The sequence below is a fragment of the Limnohabitans sp. genome, assembly GCF_040401495.1.
Lineage (GTDB): Bacteria > Pseudomonadota > Gammaproteobacteria > Burkholderiales > Burkholderiaceae_C > Limnohabitans.
Map to the genome: position 1 here is coordinate 23,530 of NZ_JBBAOI010000009.1, position 20,073 is coordinate 43,602.

General features: G+C 54.1%; 14 protein-coding genes. 7 read left to right on the forward strand and 7 right to left on the reverse strand.

The window, feature by feature from the left end:
- From AC9UEO_RS07705 to AC9UEO_RS07715, 3 genes are read left to right on the forward strand one after another with little or no spacing between them, the layout of a single operon-like run.
- On the forward strand, positions 1-555 hold the full coding sequence (locus AC9UEO_RS07705; RefSeq protein ID WP_509531766.1) for a septation protein A: 555 nt from the start codon (positions 1-3) through the stop codon (positions 553-555).
- The gene (locus AC9UEO_RS07710) at positions 552-824 is read left to right on the forward strand and encodes a BolA family protein (protein ID WP_509531769.1); all 273 of its coding nucleotides are present in this window, start codon (positions 552-554) and stop codon (positions 822-824) included. Before AC9UEO_RS07705 ends, AC9UEO_RS07710 begins: the two co-directional genes overlap by 4 nt.
- An 18-nt stretch (positions 825-842) precedes the next feature.
- Positions 843-1,628 (forward strand): peptidylprolyl isomerase, encoded by a 786-nt coding sequence (locus AC9UEO_RS07715; protein WP_509531771.1) that lies wholly within the window; start codon positions 843-845, stop codon positions 1,626-1,628.
- 46 nt (positions 1,629-1,674) lie between these two features.
- On the opposite strand, the gene AC9UEO_RS07720 is transcribed toward AC9UEO_RS07715, so the two are convergent.
- Together AC9UEO_RS07720 and purL are read right to left on the reverse strand one after the other, a co-directional pair.
- Entirely contained in the window at positions 1,675-2,091 is a 417-nt protein-coding gene (locus AC9UEO_RS07720; protein WP_509531773.1) for a hypothetical protein, read from the reverse strand.
- 34 nt (positions 2,092-2,125) lie between these two features.
- A complete protein-coding gene (gene purL, locus AC9UEO_RS07725) occupies positions 2,126-6,079 on the reverse strand; it encodes a phosphoribosylformylglycinamidine synthase (protein ID WP_509531776.1) in 3,954 nt (1,317 codons plus the stop codon).
- A 115-nt stretch (positions 6,080-6,194) separates the two neighbouring features.
- Here purL and map point away from each other — a divergent pair, with 115 nt between their 5' ends.
- Positions 6,195-7,007, forward strand: a complete 813-nt coding sequence (map, locus tag AC9UEO_RS07730; protein WP_509531779.1) for a type I methionyl aminopeptidase — start codon at positions 6,195-6,197, stop codon at positions 7,005-7,007.
- A gap of 6 nt (positions 7,008-7,013) precedes the next feature.
- Positions 7,014-9,629, forward strand: a complete 2,616-nt coding sequence (locus tag AC9UEO_RS07735; RefSeq protein WP_509531783.1) for a [protein-PII] uridylyltransferase — start codon at positions 7,014-7,016, stop codon at positions 9,627-9,629.
- A 430-nt stretch (positions 9,630-10,059) separates the two neighbouring features.
- On the opposite strand, the gene AC9UEO_RS07740 is transcribed toward AC9UEO_RS07735, so the two are convergent.
- From AC9UEO_RS07740 to AC9UEO_RS07760, 5 genes are read right to left on the reverse strand one after another with little or no spacing between them, the layout of a single operon-like run.
- Complete coding sequence (locus AC9UEO_RS07740) at positions 10,060-10,965, reverse strand: ROK family protein (RefSeq protein ID WP_509531786.1); 906 nt, start codon at positions 10,963-10,965, stop codon at positions 10,060-10,062.
- Positions 10,962-13,040: an NAD-dependent DNA ligase LigA gene (gene ligA, locus AC9UEO_RS07745; RefSeq protein ID WP_509531789.1), complete on the reverse strand. Its 2,079-nt coding sequence runs from the start codon at positions 13,038-13,040 to the stop codon at positions 10,962-10,964. Before ligA ends, AC9UEO_RS07740 begins: the two co-directional genes overlap by 4 nt.
- Positions 13,041-13,048: 8 nt before the next feature.
- Positions 13,049-14,110 carry a cell division protein ZipA C-terminal FtsZ-binding domain-containing protein gene (locus tag AC9UEO_RS07750; protein WP_509531792.1) on the reverse strand — a complete coding sequence of 354 codons (1,062 nt, stop codon included), beginning with the start codon at positions 14,108-14,110 and terminating at the stop codon, positions 13,049-13,051.
- Complete coding sequence (smc, locus tag AC9UEO_RS07755; protein WP_509531795.1) at positions 14,107-17,631, reverse strand: chromosome segregation protein SMC; 3,525 nt, start codon at positions 17,629-17,631, stop codon at positions 14,107-14,109. The genes AC9UEO_RS07750 and smc overlap by 4 nt, the downstream gene beginning before the upstream one ends.
- Positions 17,632-17,672: 41 nt before the next feature.
- Positions 17,673-18,029, reverse strand: a complete 357-nt coding sequence (locus tag AC9UEO_RS07760) for an Hpt domain-containing protein (RefSeq protein WP_509531798.1) — start codon at positions 18,027-18,029, stop codon at positions 17,673-17,675.
- Between the two features lie 20 nt (positions 18,030-18,049).
- On the opposite strand from AC9UEO_RS07760, the gene dapC reads away from it, so the two are divergent.
- Positions 18,050-19,252, forward strand: coding sequence for a succinyldiaminopimelate transaminase (gene dapC, locus AC9UEO_RS07765; RefSeq protein WP_509531800.1), 1,203 nt, complete (start codon positions 18,050-18,052; stop codon positions 19,250-19,252).
- Positions 19,249-20,073, forward strand: a complete 825-nt coding sequence (dapD, locus tag AC9UEO_RS07770; RefSeq protein ID WP_509531803.1) for a 2,3,4,5-tetrahydropyridine-2,6-dicarboxylate N-succinyltransferase — start codon at positions 19,249-19,251, stop codon at positions 20,071-20,073. The genes dapC and dapD overlap by 4 nt, the downstream gene beginning before the upstream one ends.

The following is a 20,073-nucleotide window of genomic DNA, read 5'->3' on the forward strand; positions in this document are numbered from 1 at the left end:
ATGAAGCTGTTGACTGATTTTTTACCCATCGCCCTGTTTTTCATCACCTTCAAGTTGGCCGGCATTTATGTGGCCACGGGTGTGGCGATTGCGGCTACTTTGCTGCAAATTGGCTGGCTGTACTTTCGCAATGGCAAGGTTGAAGCCATGCAGTGGGTTAGCTTGGTCGTCATTGTTTTATTTGGCGGTGCGACCTTGGTGTTTCACGACGACACCTTCATCAAATGGAAACCTACCGTGCTGTACTGGCTGATGGGTGGTGCTTTGGCCTTGGGGCATCTGGTGCTAAAGCGCAATTTTTTGCAAAGCTTAATGGGCTCACAACTGGAGCTTCCCGATACAGCTTGGCTGCGTTTGTTATGGGCGTGGACTGGTTTTTTTGCTCTCATGGGCGTGCTCAACTTGTGGGTGGCCTATAACTTTGACCTTGACACTTGGGTGAGTTACAAATTGTTTGGTGGTATGGGTTTGATGCTGGTGTTTGTGGTGGCGCAAGCCCTCTACCTCAGTCGCTTCATCAAGCCCGAAGAGGCTGGACCGGAAGAAACCCCATGAACATCAGCGCCGATCAATTAGAGCTTGCCTTAAAAGAAAAACTCAAACCCTTTGCGCTTGATATCATGGATGAAAGTGCCGCCCATGCTGGGCACAGCGGCTCAGACGGCACAGGGCAAGGCACACATTTTCGGGTTCGCATTGGTTGTGCCGCCTTCTATGGCCTCTCCAGAGTCGCCAAACATCGGCTTGTGTATGATGCGCTGCAAGCATTTATTGCTCAGGGTCTTCACGCTCTGGCCATAGAAATTGTTGACCCCACTATTTAATACTTTGAAAGACCCTTCATGAGATTTTCTTTTCTTCCCAGCGTTATCACTGCGGCGGTTTTAAGCCTGTCGAGTTTGGCTTTGCAGGCACAAAATGTCGCTATCGTGAATGGTAAGGCTGTGCCCAAAACCCGTCTGAACATGTTGGCCGCTCAGGTAGAGCGCTCTGGCCGAGCCGTCACCCCCGACATGGAGCAGCAGCTGCGCGAAGAAGTCATCATGCGCGAAATTTTTATGCAAGAAGCAGAGAAACAAGGCTTGGAGACAACAGACGACTACAAAGCCCAAATGGAAATCGCCAAGCAAAGCATTTTGATCCGTGAATTGTTTGCCCAATACCAAAAAGCCAACCCCGTGAGTGATGCTGACATCAAAGCCGAATACGACAAATTTGTTGCCAGCAGCGGTGGCAAAGAATACCGCGCTCGCCACATCTTGGTGGAAAAAGAAGAGCAAGCCAAGGCCATCATCGCTAGCTTGAAAAAAGGCGGAAAGTTTGAAGACATCGCCAAAAAGCAATCCAAAGACCCAGGCTCTGGTGCCAACGGTGGCGACCTCGATTGGGCCAATCCCAACAGTTTTGTCAAAGAGTTTTCACAAGCTATGGTCACCTTGAAAAAAGGCCAAGTGACTGACACGCCTGTGAAAACCCAGTTTGGTTTTCACATCATCCGCTTAGACGACACACGAGACACCCCTGTGCCAAAGTTTGATGATGTCAAAGCCCAAATCTCGCAGCAAATGCAACAAGGAAAATTGGCCGAGTACCAACAAGGCTTGCGAGAGAAAGCCAAGATCGAATAAAGCTGGTTTCCAAGCCCAAAAGAAAAACCCTCTTGCGAGGGTTTTTTTATTTCAGCTTGTCTTTGAGAATATGAGCCAAGCTAAAGGTTTCGCTGGTCAGCAGTTTGGCGGTTCGTATTTTTTCAAACTCGTTCAATATGCTGGCAGCGTCCGTGTGGTTGAGTAGCAATAACTTGATCACCGACTCTATTTTCTGTTGAGCCAGCGTGGTTTTAGCCAAGGCTGTATCAGCTAGCGCTGTATTGGCCGCATGGTCCGCCATACGCTTGGCATGGATTGGGTCTTGCTGATCGTTAGCAACCTCTTGGCTGCTTTTGCCGCCCACCACGGTCAAACCCGTTTCCGAGTGGTGCATGTCTTGCAGGCCGTGGATCAGTAAATTCAGGTCGAGTTTGAGGTGCTCCGCCAAATCTACCAAGGCGTACAAAGTATCAGCTAATTCTCGGTCTCGGGTAATGCTCATATATATATCGATCCTACATTAATTTTGTCAATTATCAATTTAGCCAAACCCGAGCATTTCTCCATAAATGTATCCACGGACTTAATTCTGAAGAGGATTCAGACAAGCCCTTAGGTGAGTAACTGAATTGCAGCGTCCTGAACACCCGTTCGGGGTGCGGCATCATGGCGGTGAAGCGTCCATCGGCGGTGGTGACGGCCGTTAAACCACCCGGGCTTGCGTTGGGGTTCAACGGGTAGGCCTCGGTGGGCTGGCCGTGGTTGTCCACAAAACGCATGGCGGCATGCACCTGTTGGGCATTGCCGCGTTTTGAAAAATTGGCAAAACCCTCACCATGTGCCACGGCAATGGGTGCTCTCAATCCCGCCATGCCTTTGAAAAACAAGCTGGGCGACTCCAACACCTCCACCATAGACAAGCGGGCTTCAAAACGCTCGCTTTGGTTGTGGGTGAAGCGTGGCCAGTGTTGGGCACCAGGAATGATGTCGGCCAGCTCGGCGAACATTTGGCAACCATTGCACACGCCTAAGCCAAAGGTGTCGTTGCGTTGAAAAAATGCTTGAAACTGAGCATTCAAGGCTTCGTGGAAAGTGATGCTGCGAGCCCATCCCACGCCGGCGCCCAAGGTGTCGCCGTAGCTAAAACCACCGCAAGCCACCAAGCCTTGAAAGTCTTTGAGGTTGGCCCTGCCCTGTTGCAAATCGGTCATGTGAACGTCGTAGGCCTCAAAACCCGCCTCGGTGAAGGCGTAGGCCATTTCCACATGCGAATTCACGCCCTGCTCGCGCAGCACCGCCACACGCGGCTTGGCCTTATGAACATAGGGCGCTTGAGAGGTGTTTTTCCACCCTTGGGGCAAATGCACATGCAAGCCAAGGTCTGAGGGGTCACCAGCGGCGGCGTGCTCGGCGTCGGCACAAGCGGGGTTGTCTCGCTCACGCGCAATCTTCCAGCTGACGCTGTCCCACACCTGTTGCAAGTCTTGCAGCGAGGCAGAAAAAACCTCTTTGGCGTCACGCCATACGCTGACCACAGGCGTTGCGCTGCTGCGGGTTTTCCCAATGACATGGCTGTGAGCAGACAAGCCGTGTTGACGCAAGACTTGCATCACCACGTCGCGCTGCGCCGTGGCTACTTGAATCACCGCACCCAGTTCTTCATTAAAGAGGGCTTGCAAGGTGAGTTCCTCACGACGTGCGCCGACTTGTTGTGCCCAGTTTTTGCTGTCACCATGGTCGGCACGGCTGTCGCTCAGCCCATCGCCTTCGGTGACCAGCAAATCGATGTTCAGGTCCACGCCCACCCGTCCTGCAAAAGCCATTTCACATACTGTCGCCCACAGGCCACCGTCGCTCTTATCGTGGTAGGCCAAAAGCAAACCTTGAAGGCGTAAATCGTTGATGGCATTCACCAGATGCAGCAAGTCTTGTGGGTCATCAAGGTCGGGGGTGTCGCCGCCGCCTTGGTTCAAGATTTGCGCCAACATGCTCGCACCCATGCGCTTTTGACCATGCCCCAAATCGATCAAGACCAAGCTGCTGTCGGTGCCAGTTTGTAACTGCGGCGTGAGGTTGCCACGCACATCGTCCAAGGCAACAAACGCCGTGACGATCAAGCTGACAGGTGAAGTCACTTGCTGCTCTTGACCTGCCTCGTTCCAGCGGGTGCGCATGGACAAGCTGTCTTTGCCCACAGGAATAGAAATACCTAAGGCAGGGCACAGTTCCAGCCCCACAGCCTTGACGGTGTCATACAAGGCGGCGTCCTCGCCCACTTCACCGCAAGCGGCCATCCAGTTGGCAGACAGCTTGACTTTGTCCATTTGAAAAGGTGCGGCCAATAAATTGGTGATGGCCTCGGCCACCGCCATGCGGCCTGAAGCTGCGGGGTTGAGTGCGGCAATCGGGGTGCGCTCGCCCATGCTCATGGCCTCACCGGCATAACCCTTGAAATCGGCCAAGGTGATGGCGCAATCGGCCACCGGCACCTGCCAAGGACCGACCATGGGGTCGCGGTGGCTCAAGCCGCCCACGGTGCGGTCGCCAATGGTGACCAAAAACCGTTTGCTCGCTACCGTCGGATGCGCCAACACCTGAATGACTGCGTCTTGCAGACGCACATCGTTAAGGTTCAAAGGCGGCGAACTGCGCAAAACACGGACCACATCGCGGTGCATCTTGGGCGGTTTGCCCAACAACACCTCTAGGGGCATATCGACGGGAGACGTGCTGGCACCATTCTTCACCAGCAACTGCGGTTTGGCCAAGGCCTTGCCCACCACGGAGAACGGGCAACGCTCACGCTCGCAAAAGAATGCAAACTGCGGCAAGGACTCGGGGTCAATCGCCAGCACATAGCGTTCTTGGCTTTCATTGCTCCAAATTTCTCGCGCCGACATGCCCGACTCTTCTAAATGCACTTGGCGTAAATCGAACCGCGCCCCGCGACCTGCGTCATTAACCAACTCGGGAAAGGCGTTGGACAAACCGCCCGCCCCCACATCGTGGATAGCGAGAATGGGCGTCATCGCACCCAAGGCATTGCAATGGTTAATCACCTCTTGGGCACGGCGTTGAATTTCGGGGTTGCCGCGTTGCACCGAGTCAAAGTCCAAAGCCACGCTGTTGCTGCCGCTGGCCAAGGAACTGGCAGCGCCGCCTCCCATGCCAATGCGCATGCCTGGGCCGCCCAATTGAATCAGCAAGGTACCAGGAGGAAACTCAATTTTTCGGGTGAGCTCACGTTGCACCACGCCCAAGCCACCCGCAATCATGATGGGCTTGTGGTAACCGCGTTGCACACCGTCGACCACCTGCTCGTATTCGCGGAAATAGCCCAGTAAATTGGGACGGCCAAATTCGTTGTTGAAAGCTGCGCCACCCAAAGGCCCCTCGGTCATGATGGCCAAGGCGCTGGCCATGTGGGCAGGTTGGCCCAAGCTACTGCCCCAGAGTTTGGAGACGCTGAAACCCGTCAATCCAGCCTTGGGCTTGGCACCACGCCCTGTTGCGCCCTCGTCGCGGATTTCGCCGCCTGCACCTGTTGCCGCCCCTGGAAAAGGCGAGATGGCGCTGGGGTGGTTGTGGGTTTCGACTTTCATCAAAATATGTTGCACACCTTGCGACTTGTCGTAGCGTGGCATGTAGCCCGTCAATGGTGCAGCAAATTTCTCTACCGTGTGGCCCTTCATGATGGCCGCGTTGTCCGAATAGGCCACCACCGTGTGCTGAGGCGAGGTGGCGTGGGTGTGGCGGATCATGCCAAACAGGCTGTGGCTTTGCGCCTGGCCATCGATGCTGAAGGTGGCGTTGAAAATTTTGTGGCGACAGTGCTCGCTGTTGGCTTGGGCAAACATCATCAACTCGGCGTCACTGGGGTTGCGCCCCAGTTTGGTAAAGGCGTCCAGCAAATAGTCAATTTCATCCTCGGCCAAGGCCAAACCCCAATCGGTATTGGCCTGCACCAAGGCAGCGCGTCCTTTGGACCAGATATCCACAAAGCTCAAATCTTGGGCAGGCAAAGCCTGAAACAACGCTTGGGCTTCTTGGGCGTTGCGCCACACCGTCTCGGTCATGCGGTCGTGCAGTAGGGCTTGCAATGCGCTGGTTTGGACTTCGGTCAAAGGCTGAAGTGTTACTAAGCGGTATTCGATCAACCGCTCTATGCGTTGCACCGCCAAGCCGCAGTTACGTGCAATGTCGCTGGCTTTGGAGGCCCATGGCGAGACCGTTCCCAAGCGGGGAGAAACCCACCATACCGCCTGATTGCCAGATAAAACCGTGTTGGGCGTTGCTGTGGCGTTGAGCAAGCGCGCCATGCGCTGCGTATCGGCTTGGGTCAGGGGCTTGGCGGTGGCCACCAAAAACACCTCTAGTGTGTGCAAACCGCTGACAGAAGGCGCGGTTTGTTGCAAAGTTTGCAGTAAACGCTGGGTTTTGAAGGGGCTAAAGGCTGCGCCGCCTTGGAAAGTGCTGATCTGAACGGTCACGGGCGAGCCTGTTAGAGGGGGCGGTGGGGGAAAAATTTTGCGGTTCTGAGCCAAGATTTTACTGGCTCGCTCTCAGGCTTAAGGCCTTGGGTGCAGAGCCTGAGATAATTTGGACATGAGCATCACCATCAAAGACGAACAAGGCATAGCAGGTATGCGCTTAGCGGGGCGTTTAGCCTCGCAAGTCCTGGATTTTTTGACGCCCCATGTGCAAGCGGGCATCACCACCAATGCGTTGGACAAATTGGCGTACGACTACATCACCCAAGTACAACTTGCCATTCCAGCCCCTTTGAACTATGCGCCCAACGGTTACAACCCCTACCCCAAATCGATTTGCACCTCCATCAACCACCAAGTTTGTCATGGCATACCCAACGACAAGGCTTTGAAAAAGGGCGATATCGTCAACATCGACATCACCGTCATCAAAAACGGCTGGCATGGCGACACCAGCCGCATGTTTGTGGTGGGCGAGGGCTCCATCGCCGCCAAACGCCTGTGCGCCATGACCTACGAGGCCATGTGGCATGGCATCCTCAAGGTCAAGCCGGGAGCGCGTCTTGGAGATATTGGCCACGCCATTCAACTGTTTGCAGAGGGTTTGGGCTTTTCCATCGTTCGCGAGTTTTGCGGCCACGGCATCGGTCAGGTGTTCCACGAAGAGCCACAGGTGCTGCACTACGGCAAGCCTGGCACTTTAGAGGAACTTCGCCCTGGCATGACCTTCACCATCGAACCCATGGTCAACGCGGGTAAAAAAGACATCCGCGAAACTGGCGATGGTTGGACCATCGTGACCCGCGACCATTCTTTGTCAGCCCAATGGGAGCACACCGTGTTGGTCACGCCTACGGGCTATGAGGTACTGACCCTGTCCGAGGGCAGTCCGCCCTTGCCCTCGTTTGTCACTGCCACTTCCTGCTAAACCTCGGTGAGCCAGCCCTCGCCCGATTTCAAACAACGCAAGAAAGCCTTGTTATTGGCTTGCGCCAATGCGCAAAGCCTGCCCCGCGTGTCGCAGGTACGAAAACACTTGCGTCTACTCAGTCTGTTGTGCGATGACAGCTTATTGAATTTGTGGCGACTGGCTGACATGCCAGAACAAGCCTGCTTGGTGGCGGTAGGTGGGTATGGACGACAAGCCTTGTTCCCTTATTCGGATGTGGATGTGCTGGTGCTGCTGCCCGATGACCTGTCTGCGCATGACAACCCTGATTTGCAAACTGCCATTGAGCGCTTCATTGGCAGTTGCTGGGATGCAGGGCTGGAAATTGGATCCAGCGTTCGCACCCTTCAAGAGTGCATTGTGGAAGCCGCCAGCGACATCACCGTTCAAACCTCCATGTTGGAGGCAAGACGCATAGGCGGCGACGCGGCACTGTTTGAGGCCTTCAGCCAAGGCTTTCACAAACAGCTAGAACCGCGTGCTTTTTTCACTGGCAAAACCTTGGAAATGCAGCAACGCCATACCAAGTTTGCCAACACGCCCTACTCGCTCGAGCCCAATTGCAAAGAGTCCCCTGGTGGTTTGCGTGACCTGCAAATGCTACTTTGGCTGGCGAAAGCCAGTGGGTTGGGGGAATCGTGGAATGACTTGGCCGAACACCAAATGGTCACGCCCTTGGAACGGCAACAGTTACAGCGCAACGAAGACTTGCTGTCCCTGATTCGATGGCGACTGCACTACATCGCCCAGCGGCGAGAAGACCGCTTGGTCTTCGATTTGCAAACCTCGGTGTCGCAAGACCTGGGTCTGGCGCCGCCTGAGGGCGAACAGCGCCACGCACGCCGCGCCAGCGAAGCGTTGATGAAGCATTACTACTGGGCCGCCAAAGCGGTCACACAGTTGAACCAAATCGTGCATCTGAACATGCAAGAGTGGTTGTTTCAAGAAGCCACAGCGCATCCGCCCTTGCCTTTGAACGAATTTTTCGTGGATAAATCGGGCATGCTCGATGTGGTCGATGACGGCGTTTACCAACGCCACCCTGAGACTATCTTGCAAACCTTTTTGCTTTACCAAGAAACGGTAGGTATCAAAGGTTTTTCAGCGCGAACACTAAGAGCCCTCTACAACGCCCGTGGCTTGATGGATGCGGCCTTTCGCCGCGATCCCGCTAACCGTGCAATGTTCATGCGTATCCTGAAAGCCCCGCAAGGCATTACCCACGCCATGCGTTTGATGAACCAGACTTCGGTCTTAGGGCGTTACTTATGGGTGTTTCGGCGCATCGTCGGGCAAATGCAGCACGACCTGTTTCACGTCTACACCGTGGACCAACACATCTTGATGGTGCTGCGCAATCTGCGGCGTTTCTTCATTGTTGAACATGCCCACGAATACCCGTTTTGCTCTCAGTTAGCAGCGGGTTGGGAGCAGCCTTGGATTTTGTTTGTGGCTGCGCTGTTTCACGACATTGCCAAAGGACGCGGCGGCGATCACTCCGACTTGGGCGAGAAAGAGGCGCGTCTTTTTTGCCGCCAGCATGGTGTGTCCAAAGACGACGCCCAGTTGATTGCGTTTTTGGTACGCGAACACCTGACCATGAGCCGTGTGGCGCAAAAAGAGGACTTGAGCGACCCCGAGGTTATCCATGCGTTTGCCAAGCGTGTGGGCAATGAACGCTATCTAAGAGCACTGTATTTGCTGACGGTGGCAGACATTCGTGGTACCAGCCCCAAGGTGTGGAATGCATGGAAGGGCAAATTGCTGGAAGACCTTTACCGAGCCAGCGCAGCGGTATTGGGCGGTCAGACCCATGACCCCGATGCGGTGGTCGAGACTCGCAAGCGCCAAGCCTTGGAGACGCTAAACCTTTACGCCATGCCTTTTGAGTCGCACAAAGATTTATGGGCGACCTTGGATGTGGGCTATTTCATGCGCCACGATGCCGCCGATATCGCCTGGCATACCCGACAACTCTCGCGCCCTTTGTCGCTTGCCAAAGCAGCCGCTACAGCACCTGGCGTTAGCGTCAAAGCCCGTCTATCGCCTTTGGGTGAGGGCTTACAGGTGATGGTTTACACGCCAGACCAAACCGATTTGTTCGCCCGCATTTGCGGCTATTTCGACCAAGCTGGTTTTAGCATCTTGGACGCTAAGGTTCATACCGCTAGAAATGGTTATGCTCTTGATACCTTTCAGATCGTCACAGAGATGCTCGACATCCATTACCGTGAGTTAACTGTGATGGTGGAAAACGACTTGAAGCACGCCATCGAGAGTGCAGCGCCATTGCCTAAGGCTTCGCGTGGGCGGGTGTCTAGGCGGGTGAAAAGCTTCCCTGTGGCCCCGCGTGTGAGTTTGCAACCCGATGAAAAAGCCCAACGCTGGCTACTGTCTATTTCGGCCAGCGACCGGGTGGGTTTGCTGTATGGCGTGGCGCAAGTTTTGGCGCATCACCATATCAATGTTTTATTGGCCAAGGTCACGACCTTGGGTGAGCGTGTGGAAGACACGTTTTTGATCGACGGCGCGGCCTTGCAGCACAACCGCCAGCAACTCGATTTAGAGACCGAGTTGCTTGGTGTCATCGGGCCTAATTAGGCGTCATTGTTCCTTTAGTCGTCCTTGCGAGCGAAACGAAGCGAAGAAATCTGCAAAATCCATTCAAAGGTTCGCGCCGCAGGCTCGGCCTCGCCTCCATGCTTGCACAACGTCGGCTACGGCCGACCTGCAACGCGAACCTTTGCGAAAGCGATTATTGTTTGCTTCGCTACGCTCTCAATGAAGGTTTCCCTAGATGACCGCATTTACACAGCTCTTTAGACTGACGAAACTGGCTTTGGCGTTAGCAAAGACGCGACACAGGACAACGAAGTATCTTGAACATAGCAAGCTTCTCAAGGCGCGGGTCGCAGGTCGGCCGTAGCCGACGTTGTGCAAGCATGGAGGCGAGGCCGAACCTGCGATTTGCGACTGAAAAGGAGATTGCTTCGCTTCTTTCGCAATGACGGCGTAAAGCGATGACAGCTTGTCAGCGAGCAAGCCAAGCAGCGCCACGCACACCAGAAGAATCGCCGTGTAAAGCCTTTATGACAGGTGTACGAACAGTTTTGCTGAAGGTGTAACGCAGTATGTGCGCTTGAACATCTGGGTAAATCTCGTCCACATTGCTCATGCCGCCGCCCAAGACAATGCAATCGGGGTCAAGCAAATTCACCACTTGCGCTAAGCCGCGTGCCAGCCTTGTCACATAACGATCAAAGCTGATGCGCGCTTGTGCGTCACCCTCACGCATGGCCTGTATCAGTTGCACAGCCGTCAAGCGAGCGCCAAATTGTCTGGCGTGGTCATGGGCAAAACCTGTTCCGCTGATCCAAGTTTCCAAGCAGCCCGCTTGGCCACACCAACACGCAGGGACCTGCAGTTCTTCTGGTGTGGGCCATGGCAAGGGGTTGTGTCCCCATTCACCTGCAATGGCGTGTCGCCCAGTCCATGCTTTTGCTTGGAATGCGATGCCCCCCCCACAACCGGTTCCCAAAATAGCCGCGAATACCACTTGACTGCCCTGCCCTGCGCCATCCACCGCTTCGCTGACCGCTAAACAGTTAGCGTCGTTTTGGATGGGCACACGGCATTGCAAACGTCGTTCTAAATCTGCTTGCAAAGCTTGTCCGTTGAGCACCAAGGTGTTAGCCCCTCGAACCTTTTGGTTATCGGGATCTAAGCAACCGGGGATGCCGCAACCAATGGCTTGGGGTCTTGCCATGCCGGTATGAGCTATAGCCTCTTGCACCAGAGCGTGAATGGTGTCCAAGATGGCGATGTAATCGTCTTGGGGTGTGGGTAGGCGTTGTCTGAAAAGAAACTGCCCATGCTCACCCAATACCGCAACCTCGGTCTTGGTACCACCCATATCAATGCCGATGAGCGCACTCATACAGGGGGTTTCACCAAGGCCAGCAGACCTGCCTCATCCAACACGGGAATGCCCAAGGCGTTGGCTTTGTCTAGCTTGCTGCCTGCTGCCTCGCCTGCCACCACCGCGGTGGTTTTTTTGCTGACGCTGCCAGCCACTTTGGCACCAGCTTCTTCCAACAAGGCTTGTGCTTGCTCGCGTGAAAGTGTGGGCAAGGTACCGGTGATGACATAGGTATGGCCGGTGAGTGGCAAATCCAGCCTGCCTTGCGGATCGGCTTCTGGCCAATGCACACCGCAGGCACGCAATTGCTCGACCACCTCGCGGTTATGCGCTTGGTCGAAAAAGGTGCGCAAGCTTTGCGCCACCACAGGACCTACATCGTGGACTTGCAGCAGTTGCTCAACGCTTGCGTCCATGATGGCGTCGATACCACCAAAGTGCCTTGCCAAATCTTTGGCCGTGGCTTCCCCCACGTGGCGTATGCCCAAACCAAACACAAAGCGCGGCAAGGTGGTGGACTTGGATCGCTCCAAACTGGCAAGCAAGTTGTTGGCTGATTTCTCTGCCATGCGATCGAGCGTGGCCAAATGGCTAAAACCCAGTTTGTAGACATCGGCCAAGGTTTTGACCAAACCAGCATCCACCAATTGATCGACCAGTTTTTCGCCCAAGTCTTCGATCTCTACCGCACGGCGTTGCGCAAAATGCAAAATAGCTTGCTTTTGTTGCGCGCTGCAAAACAAGCCGCCCGTACAACGGTAATCGGCTTCGCCTTCTTCTCGCACTGCAACGCTTGCGCATACGGGGCAAATTCTCGGCATGGTAAAGAGGGCAGCTTCATGCATGCGTTTTTCAAGCACCACAGAAACCACTTCGGGGATGACGTCACCGGCTCGACGCACCACCACGGTGTCGCCCACACGAACATCTTTGCGTCGTGCTTCGTCTTCATTGTGCAAGGTGGCATTGGTCACAGTCACACCGCCCACAAAGACGGGCACCAGTTTGGCCACAGGCGTGAGCTTGCCGGTACGGCCTACCTGCACATCGATACCCAACACCGTGGTCAACTCTTCCTGCGCAGGAAATTTATGCGCCACTGCCCAGCGTGGTTCTCGGCTAACCATGCCAAGCAAGCGCTGTTGGTCGATGCGGTTGACCTTGTAGACCACCCCATCGATGTCAAACGGCAGTTGGTCCCGCAAGCCAGCAATGTGCTGATGAAATTGCACCAAACCCTGCGCCCCAGTCACTGTTTGGGTTTGTGCTGCCACCGCAAAACCCCAAGCTTTGAGGCATTGCAGCACCTTGGCTTGGGTGCCATAGTTTTGCAAGCCCCACAAAGTGGCCTCTAAAGGGCTTAAAGCGCTTTGCTCTACGGGGTGAAAATGCATGGCATAAGCGAAAAAACTCAAAGGGCGTTGCGCCGCGATTTGGGGATCGAGTTGGCGTACCGCACCTGCTGCTGCATTACGCGGATTCACAAAAGTTTTCTCATTTTTGGCACCCGTTGCAATACGCTCTCTTTGGCGAACATTCAAGGCTTCAAAGTCGTCACGCCGCATATAGACTTCACCGCGAACCTCTAGCTGAGCGGGGGCTTGAGGCGACAAACGCAAAGGGATTTGTCCAACGGTGCGGATGTTATGGGTAACGTCCTCGCCGGTTTCGCCGTCACCTCGTGTGGCGGCTTGCACCAGCACATGGTCTTGGTAGCGCAAGCTGATCGCCAAACCATCAAATTTCAACTCTGCCACGTAGTCGACAGGCGCATCGCTGTCTTTGAGTTGCAATTGTTTGCGAACACGTTGATCGAAAGCCAATGCACCTTGGTCTGAGATATCGGTTTCGGTGTGAATGCTGAGCATGGGCACACGGTGGATAACGCTTGCGAAGGCGTCTACTGGCGAACCTCCCACGCGCTGTGTGGGCGAATCCGGGGTTAACAGCTCGGGGTGCGCAACTTCTAAAGCCTGAAGCTCTTTGAAAAGCCGGTCGTACGCTGCATCTGGAATGCTGGGTTCATCTAAGACGTAATAGCGATGGGCATGTTCGTTCAACAGTTGCCGCAAATGAGCAGCGCGGTCTTTCATGGCCAGCCCTAGCTGAACAAGCGCCGAGCCTGCAAGGAGCCCGCCGCCAAGTCCCTTGCCGCCAGTGCTTGGTAAAGGTTTTTCAAATCGTTATCGATGATTTGAATTGCAGCATCCGACAGCACTTGGCCGTTGTCATCGGTAATTTGGCCATCCATGGCTTGTGCCAAGGCCTGAGCGGATTCGCACAATCGTGCAAAAGCCTGCTCAGAAGGCGCTACCTGCGGCACATCAAGACCCAGAGAGATGCTGCGCAATGCAGACTGGTTGGGATCCTCGGCCATGGCGGCTCGGGCATCAAAACTCAGCACCAACACAGGCGGTAAACCAGGCGTGGACGCGGCTATCACCATACGCCCTGGGATGACGCCAGGGACGAAGCCGATACGCGCGGCCTGTTGTTGCACATAGCCAGGGCTCCAAGCGGTTTTGCGTGAGGCAATGGTCAAGCTGAGTTGGGCATCATGCGAGGCCGCAAATTGGTCTAACTCACGGGCATGGGCAATCGCCTCACTCATATCGGGCAGTTCGGGGGTCACGCCAAAAGCATCGGCGTACGTCTGTGCTTTAACCACAAACTCGGAAAACTCAATGTCATTAAGTGGCCCTTGGCGGTTAGCCACTTGGATGCCAGCTTGGAAAGCGCTGTAAAAAAGACCGGCTTGGAGGTTTTCCCATTCACCCGTGTCAGCGTTCAATCCCTCGACAATGAAAAGTTTGCTCCCCACACGGCGTACAGGCGGCAAAGCAGCCAAAGCAGCCTCGCCAGAGACAGGCGTTTCTAGCTCCATGCTGGCCATTACATCAATCAAGGGGTCTAACTGGCCACGTTGGTTGGGCTGGGGCAGTTCATGCGCCATGTCCGTGAAGCCATCGAGCAATCCGTTGACCACTGGCGCCGAATCATCCAGTGGCATTTGATGATTGGTTAAGGCGTCAAGTTCTTCTGGCGTGATGAGTGGTTCGGCTTGTTTAGGTTGGTTTTGCCGCGAGGTCCAAGCGTTGTAAGCCACCAAGACAACCAAGACCACACCACCCACAATGGCTAACCACATTTGAAGACTGCTCATACGTTTGCCGCAGGTTCAACCAAGTTCACTGCAGACTCCATGTCAACGGCAACGATACGCGAAACCCCCTGCTCTTGCATGGTCACGCCAATGAGTTGTTCGGCCATTTCCATGGCGATCTTGTTGTGCGAGATGTAAAGAAACTGGGTTTCACCCGACATGCGAGTGACCAACTTGGCATAGCGTTCAGTATTGGCATCATCCAAAGGCGCATCCACCTCGTCAAGCAAACAAAACGGCGCTGGGTTAAGTTGGAAAATCGCAAACACCAAGGCAATGGCTGTGAGCGCTTTTTCGCCTCCTGACAACAAATAGATAGTTTGGTTCTTCTTGCCTGGCGGTTGTGCCATGACTTGCACGCCCGAATCCAAAATTTCGTCTCCTGTCATGACCAATTTAGCGGTACCACCACCAAACAATTCGGGGAACATGCGACCAAAATGTTGGTTCACCGTCTCGAAGGTGTCGCCCAGCAGTTGCCGTGTTTCTGCATCTATTTTGCGAATGGCGTCTTCTAGCGTGGTAATGGCTTCGTTCAAGTCGGCGGATTGGGCGTCAAGAAAGGTTTTGCGTTCTCGGGCGGTTCCCAACTCTTCCAAAGCCGCCAAGTTCACCGCACCCAGGGCTTGAATGTCACGCTGCATTTGATCGATCTCAGACGACAAGCCAGACAACTTGACCGATTCTTGCTCGATGCTGGCAGCGACTACCTCTAGGTCTGTTTGCGCGTCCAGTAACAACTGGTCGTACTGCTCAAACCCCAGACGAGCCGCTTGCGCCTTGAGTTGGATGTCCATAATGCGTTGACGCAAAGGCTCAAGTTGATGCTCTATCTTGAGTCTTTCTTCGTTGCTGGTGCGCAAACGGTTGGTCAAGTCATCGTATTCATTGCGTTTGCTGGCCAACAAGGTTTCGCGCTCAAGTTGGAGGGCCAAAGCGTCTTGTAGGCCAGCACGGGCGGAGGTGTCGCTCAACACATTAAGTTCTTCTTGCTGGCGGCTTTGCTCGTTGTTTAAATTTTCAATTTGCTTGGCTGCGGTGTCTTGGGTGCGCTGCAATTCTTGCTTGCGCGCTTTCAAGCTGCGAACTTGAAATTCAGCCTCTTGGCATTGCTTATCGGTTTGCTGCAAAGATTCACGCAAGCTTTGAAATTCTTTTTCCTTCGCCAAAGATACATCCTGCAATTGGGCGTGGCGCTCTTGGGTTTGCGCTAACTGCAAGTCAAGCTCTTCAAATTTGGCTTGGGCGGCTTGCTGCTTTTGTTCAAGCGTGGAAGCCTGGCTTTGCAATTCGGCAACTTCTGTTGCCAACTGGCCTTGGCGCTCGCGTACCTGCTGGGCTTGTTGTTGAAGACGCAATACATCCACATTCAAGGCATGAGACTTGGCTTGGGCTTCAGAGGACTGTTGTCGCAACTGGGTGCGCTGGGTAGCCGCTTGGCTTGCAGCAGACTCAGCACGCGCCAACTGGGTGCGGGCCTCATCTGTCATCAGAGATTGGGCACGGATTTGTTTGTCCAAGTTTTCAATTTCTTGGGCACGGGCCAGCAAACCAGCTTGCTCTGAGTCTTGAGCATAAAAATGCACGCTGTGCAAACCTACGGCATGACCTTGGGGAATAAACAATTGTTCGCCAGGCTGCAACTTGTCACGCAATGACAGTGCGGAGTCCAAATTCGGGGCGGTGTAACAACCTGTTAACCACTCTGCAAGCAAACCTTTCAGTGCAGCATCGTCTACTCTTAACTGCTCTAACAAGGGTGAAAGCGAGCTAGATTTGCTTGAAGAAACAGCAACCGCAGGGCTGTAAAAACTCAGCTTCGCCAAAGGCACATCCGACGCAAAAGACTTGACGGTATCGAGCTTGCTGACCTCTAGGGCTGCCAAGCGTTCGCGTAAAGCGGCTTCAAAGGCTTGTTCCCAGCCAGGGGTGACATGAACGCGGTTCCACAGGGGTTTGAGGTTTTGTAAGCCATGCTTGGCCAACCAAGGCACCAAGCGCTCGTCTGTACGCAGTTTTTCTTGCAAAGCCGTAAGCGCTTGATGACGTGCTTGCAATTCGACCAATTTGGCCGATTGTTGGTTGCTGTTGTCTTGCGCGGTCTTACGCGCCTCTTCCAAGCTAGGGGTTTGCGATTCCAAATTTTGCAGATCTTGCGACAACTGTTGGGCTGTCGTTTGGGCTTGAACCAACTGAGCCTCAATGCGTTCGACATGGCTGTTGTCAGGTGCAGTCAGCGCATGTTGATCGAGCTGTAATCGATTTTGCCGCTGCTCGAGTTGGCTCAACTGATCTTGCAACCCACGTTGCTCGGCAGCCAAAACTTGGATTTGTTGCTGCACTTGGGTGACCACGGCGGCTTGGTCTTGCGACACCTTTAAAGCATCACGCCAATTTTTTTCGAATGCGGGTTGCTGCTGATCCAAGGTTTGGCGCTGTTGCTGGGTGTTTTCAAGCAGCGATTGAGCCTGCGATTGCTCATGGGTCAAAGCCTGGGTTTGTTCACTGGCTTGGGTTGCTTGTTCGGACCATTGCGCCAATTGCGCTTGAATTTGCAGCAAACGCTCTTGCGCCCGTTGCCGACCTTCCACCACAAAACGAATTTCCGCCTCAAGCCGTCCAACCTCGGCCGTCGCTTGGTAGAGCTGACCTTGGGCTTGGTTAACTTGCTCGCCCGAATCGTAGTGCGCTTGACGCAGCGTTTCTATCTGACTTTCGGTATGCCGCAAATCGGCCGTTTTAGCTTCAAGCGCATTACTGGCTTGCTCGGTTTGTTGCTGCAATTGGGTTTGGCTGACCTCGGCTTCTGCACGCTTTAAGAACCACAACTGGTGTTGCTTGAGGGTGGACTGGCTTTGCAGGTCTTTAAAGCGCTGGGCTACCTCGGCTTGGCGTTCGAGCTTTTCCAAATTGGCGTTCAATTCACGCAGAATATCTTCGACGCGGGTGAGGTTTTCTCGGGTATCCCCAAGTCGGTTTTCGGTTTCGCGACGACGCTCTTTGTATTTGGAAACACCGGCGGCTTCCTCTAAAAACAAACGCAACTCTTCAGGCTTGGATTCGATGATGCGACTGATGGTGCCTTGGCCAATGATGGCGTAGGCACGTGGCCCTAAGCCTGTGCCAAGAAAAACATCTTGCACATCGCGACGGCGCACCGGTTGGTTATTGATGTAGTAGCTGCTGGTGCCGTCTCGGGTCAGCACACGTTTGACGGCAATTTCAGCAAACTGGTTCCACTGTCCACCTGCGCGGTGCGTGGCATTGTCAAACACCAGTTCAACACTGGCTCGGCTAGAGGGTTTCCTGCTGGTGGTGCCATTGAAAATCACATCCTGCATGGACTCACCACGCAGTTCGCTGGCGCGGCTCTCGCCCAAGACCCATCGAACAGCATCAATGATGTTGGATTTGCCACAGCCGTTGGGGCCCACCACCCCTACCAATTGGCCTGGCAATAAAAAATTCGTCGGATCAGCAAAAGACTTGAAACCGGAGAGCTTGATCGAATTAAGACGCACCTAAAGCCCTTTAAAAAGGTTAAATCGTTGAGGAATAAAAATCAGGTAGCAGACTTCAAATCTTTTTCAATCCATTCACCCACTTCAGTCAAAAGGTTTTGCAAGGGGGGGATGGCTTTGGCGATGTCGACTGCAAGTTCAGCCAAATGCTTGGCTCGGCTCATGGCTTCGAGTTGAATCATCTGCTGACTGAGTTCGGGGCCGCATAAAAAAGTGACGTAGCCTTTGAGTGAGTGCAGCAAGCGCTGAACTGGTTCGCTGTCTTGGCTGGTCAAGGCCGCGTTCAATGAAGCCAAGTCTTTTTCCAAGCTTTCCTTGAAGGTTTGCGCCAAATTCAACATCTGCGCCTGATCCATGGCGAATTCTTGGGCTTTGCTGGGGTCGAGGAAGCTGTACATAGGCCCCGATAATATCAGCCATGAACCCCCATCTTGCCCAACTTCAGCCCTATCCGTTTGAGCGTTTACGCCATTTGTTTACAGGCGTCAGCCCCAAACCAGACTTAACCGCTATCAGCCTAGGTATTGGCGAACCGCGTCACCCCGCTCCAGCCTTGGTTTTGCAGGCTTTAGCAGCAAATATGGAGGCTTTGTCAGTTTATCCAGCCACGACTGGTGGCTTGGCATTGCGTCACGCTTGCAGCGACTGGCTCAAACGTCGCTACCAAGTTAACGCTGACCCCGCCAGGCAAGTTCTGCCCGTGAATGGTTCTCGCGAAGCCTTGTTCGCTTTTGCGCAAACCGTATTGAATGGTGCCTGCGATTCTTTGGTGGTCTGTCCCAACCCGTTCTATCAAATCTACGAAGGTGCAAGCCTGCTTGCAGGCGCCAAGCCCTATTTTGTGGCCAGTAGGCCTGAAAACAATTTTGCAGTGGACTGGGACAGTGTTCCCAAAGCCGTTTGGGCCAAAACTCAGCTCGTTTTTGTCTGCTCGCCCGGCAACCCTACTGGTGCAGTGATGCCCTTGACCGAGTGGCAGAAATTGTTTGATCTCTCAGACGAGTACGGCTTTGTGTTGGCCAGCGACGAGTGCTACAGCGAAATCTATTTTGGTGACAAACCGCCGCTTGGTGGGCTAGAAGCAGCGGTGCTTTCAGGCCGCCCAGATTTTCGAAATTTGGTCAGCTTCACCAGCTTGTCCAAGCGCAGCAATGTGCCCGGTATGCGAAGCGGCTTCGTGGCTGGCGACGCCCGGCTTATAGAGGCTTTTTTGCGCTACCGCACCTACCATGGCAGCGCCATGAGCGGCATGGTTCAAGCTGCCAGTATCGCGGCTTGGAGTGATGAAGTGCATGTTGAAGAAAACCGTGCTTTGTACAGAGAAAAATTCGCTCAAATCACCCCTGTCTTGTCCCAAGTGCTGGATGTCGCTTTGCCTGACGCGGGTTTTTACCTTTGGGCAGGTGTGCCGGGTGGTGACGATGAGGCTTTTGCGGTTGAATTGCTGGCTCAATACAATGTCACTGTGTTGCCAGGTCGGTATTTGGCGCGAGAAGTCAATGGCGTCAACCCAGGCCAAGGCCGAATTCGCATGGCTTTGGTCGCACAACCTCAGGAATGTCTTGAGGCGGCACAACGTATCGTTCAATTTGTTCAATCCCATTACCCATCATCCACATGAGCCAACAACTGCAATCCATTATTGACACCGCTTGGGAAAATCGCACCCAGTACAGCCCTTCCTCTGCACCCAAAGAATTGAGCGACGCCGTTGAGCACGTCATTGCCGAACTCAATGCGGGCCGCTTGAGGGTGGCCACCCGCGAAGCTGTAGGGCAATGGACTACGCATCAGTGGATCAAAAAAGCGGTTTTGCTGTCCTTTCGCTTGAAAGACAACGCCGTGGTCAAAGCAGGTGACTTGGGCTTTTATGACAAAGTACAAACCAAGTTCTCCAACATGGATGAGGCCCAGATGAAAGCCAGCGGAGTACGTGTGGTGCCGCCTGCGGTGGCGCGTCGTGGCAGCTACATTGCCAAAGGTGCCATCTTGATGCCCAGCTACGTCAATATTGGCGCCTATGTGGACGAAAACACCATGGTTGACACTTGGGCCACCGTTGGCTCTTGCGCACAAATTGGCAAGAACGTACACCTCTCGGGTGGTGTGGGCATAGGCGGCGTTTTAGAGCCTGTGCAAGCCAACCCCACCATCATTGAAGACAACTGCTTCATTGGCGCACGTTCTGAGGTGGTCGAAGGCGTCATCATCGAAGAAAACTCGGTTATCTCCATGGGCGTGTACATCGGTCAAAGTACCAAAATTTACGACCGCGCCACTGGCGAAGTGACCTATGGACGGGTTCCCTCTGGATCGGTGGTGGTGTCTGGCAACCTCCCCAGTGCGGACGGCAAATACAGTCTTTACTGCGCCGTCATTGTCAAACGGGTAGACGCACAAACACGTGCCAAAACCAGCTTGAACGATTTGCTGCGCGACTGA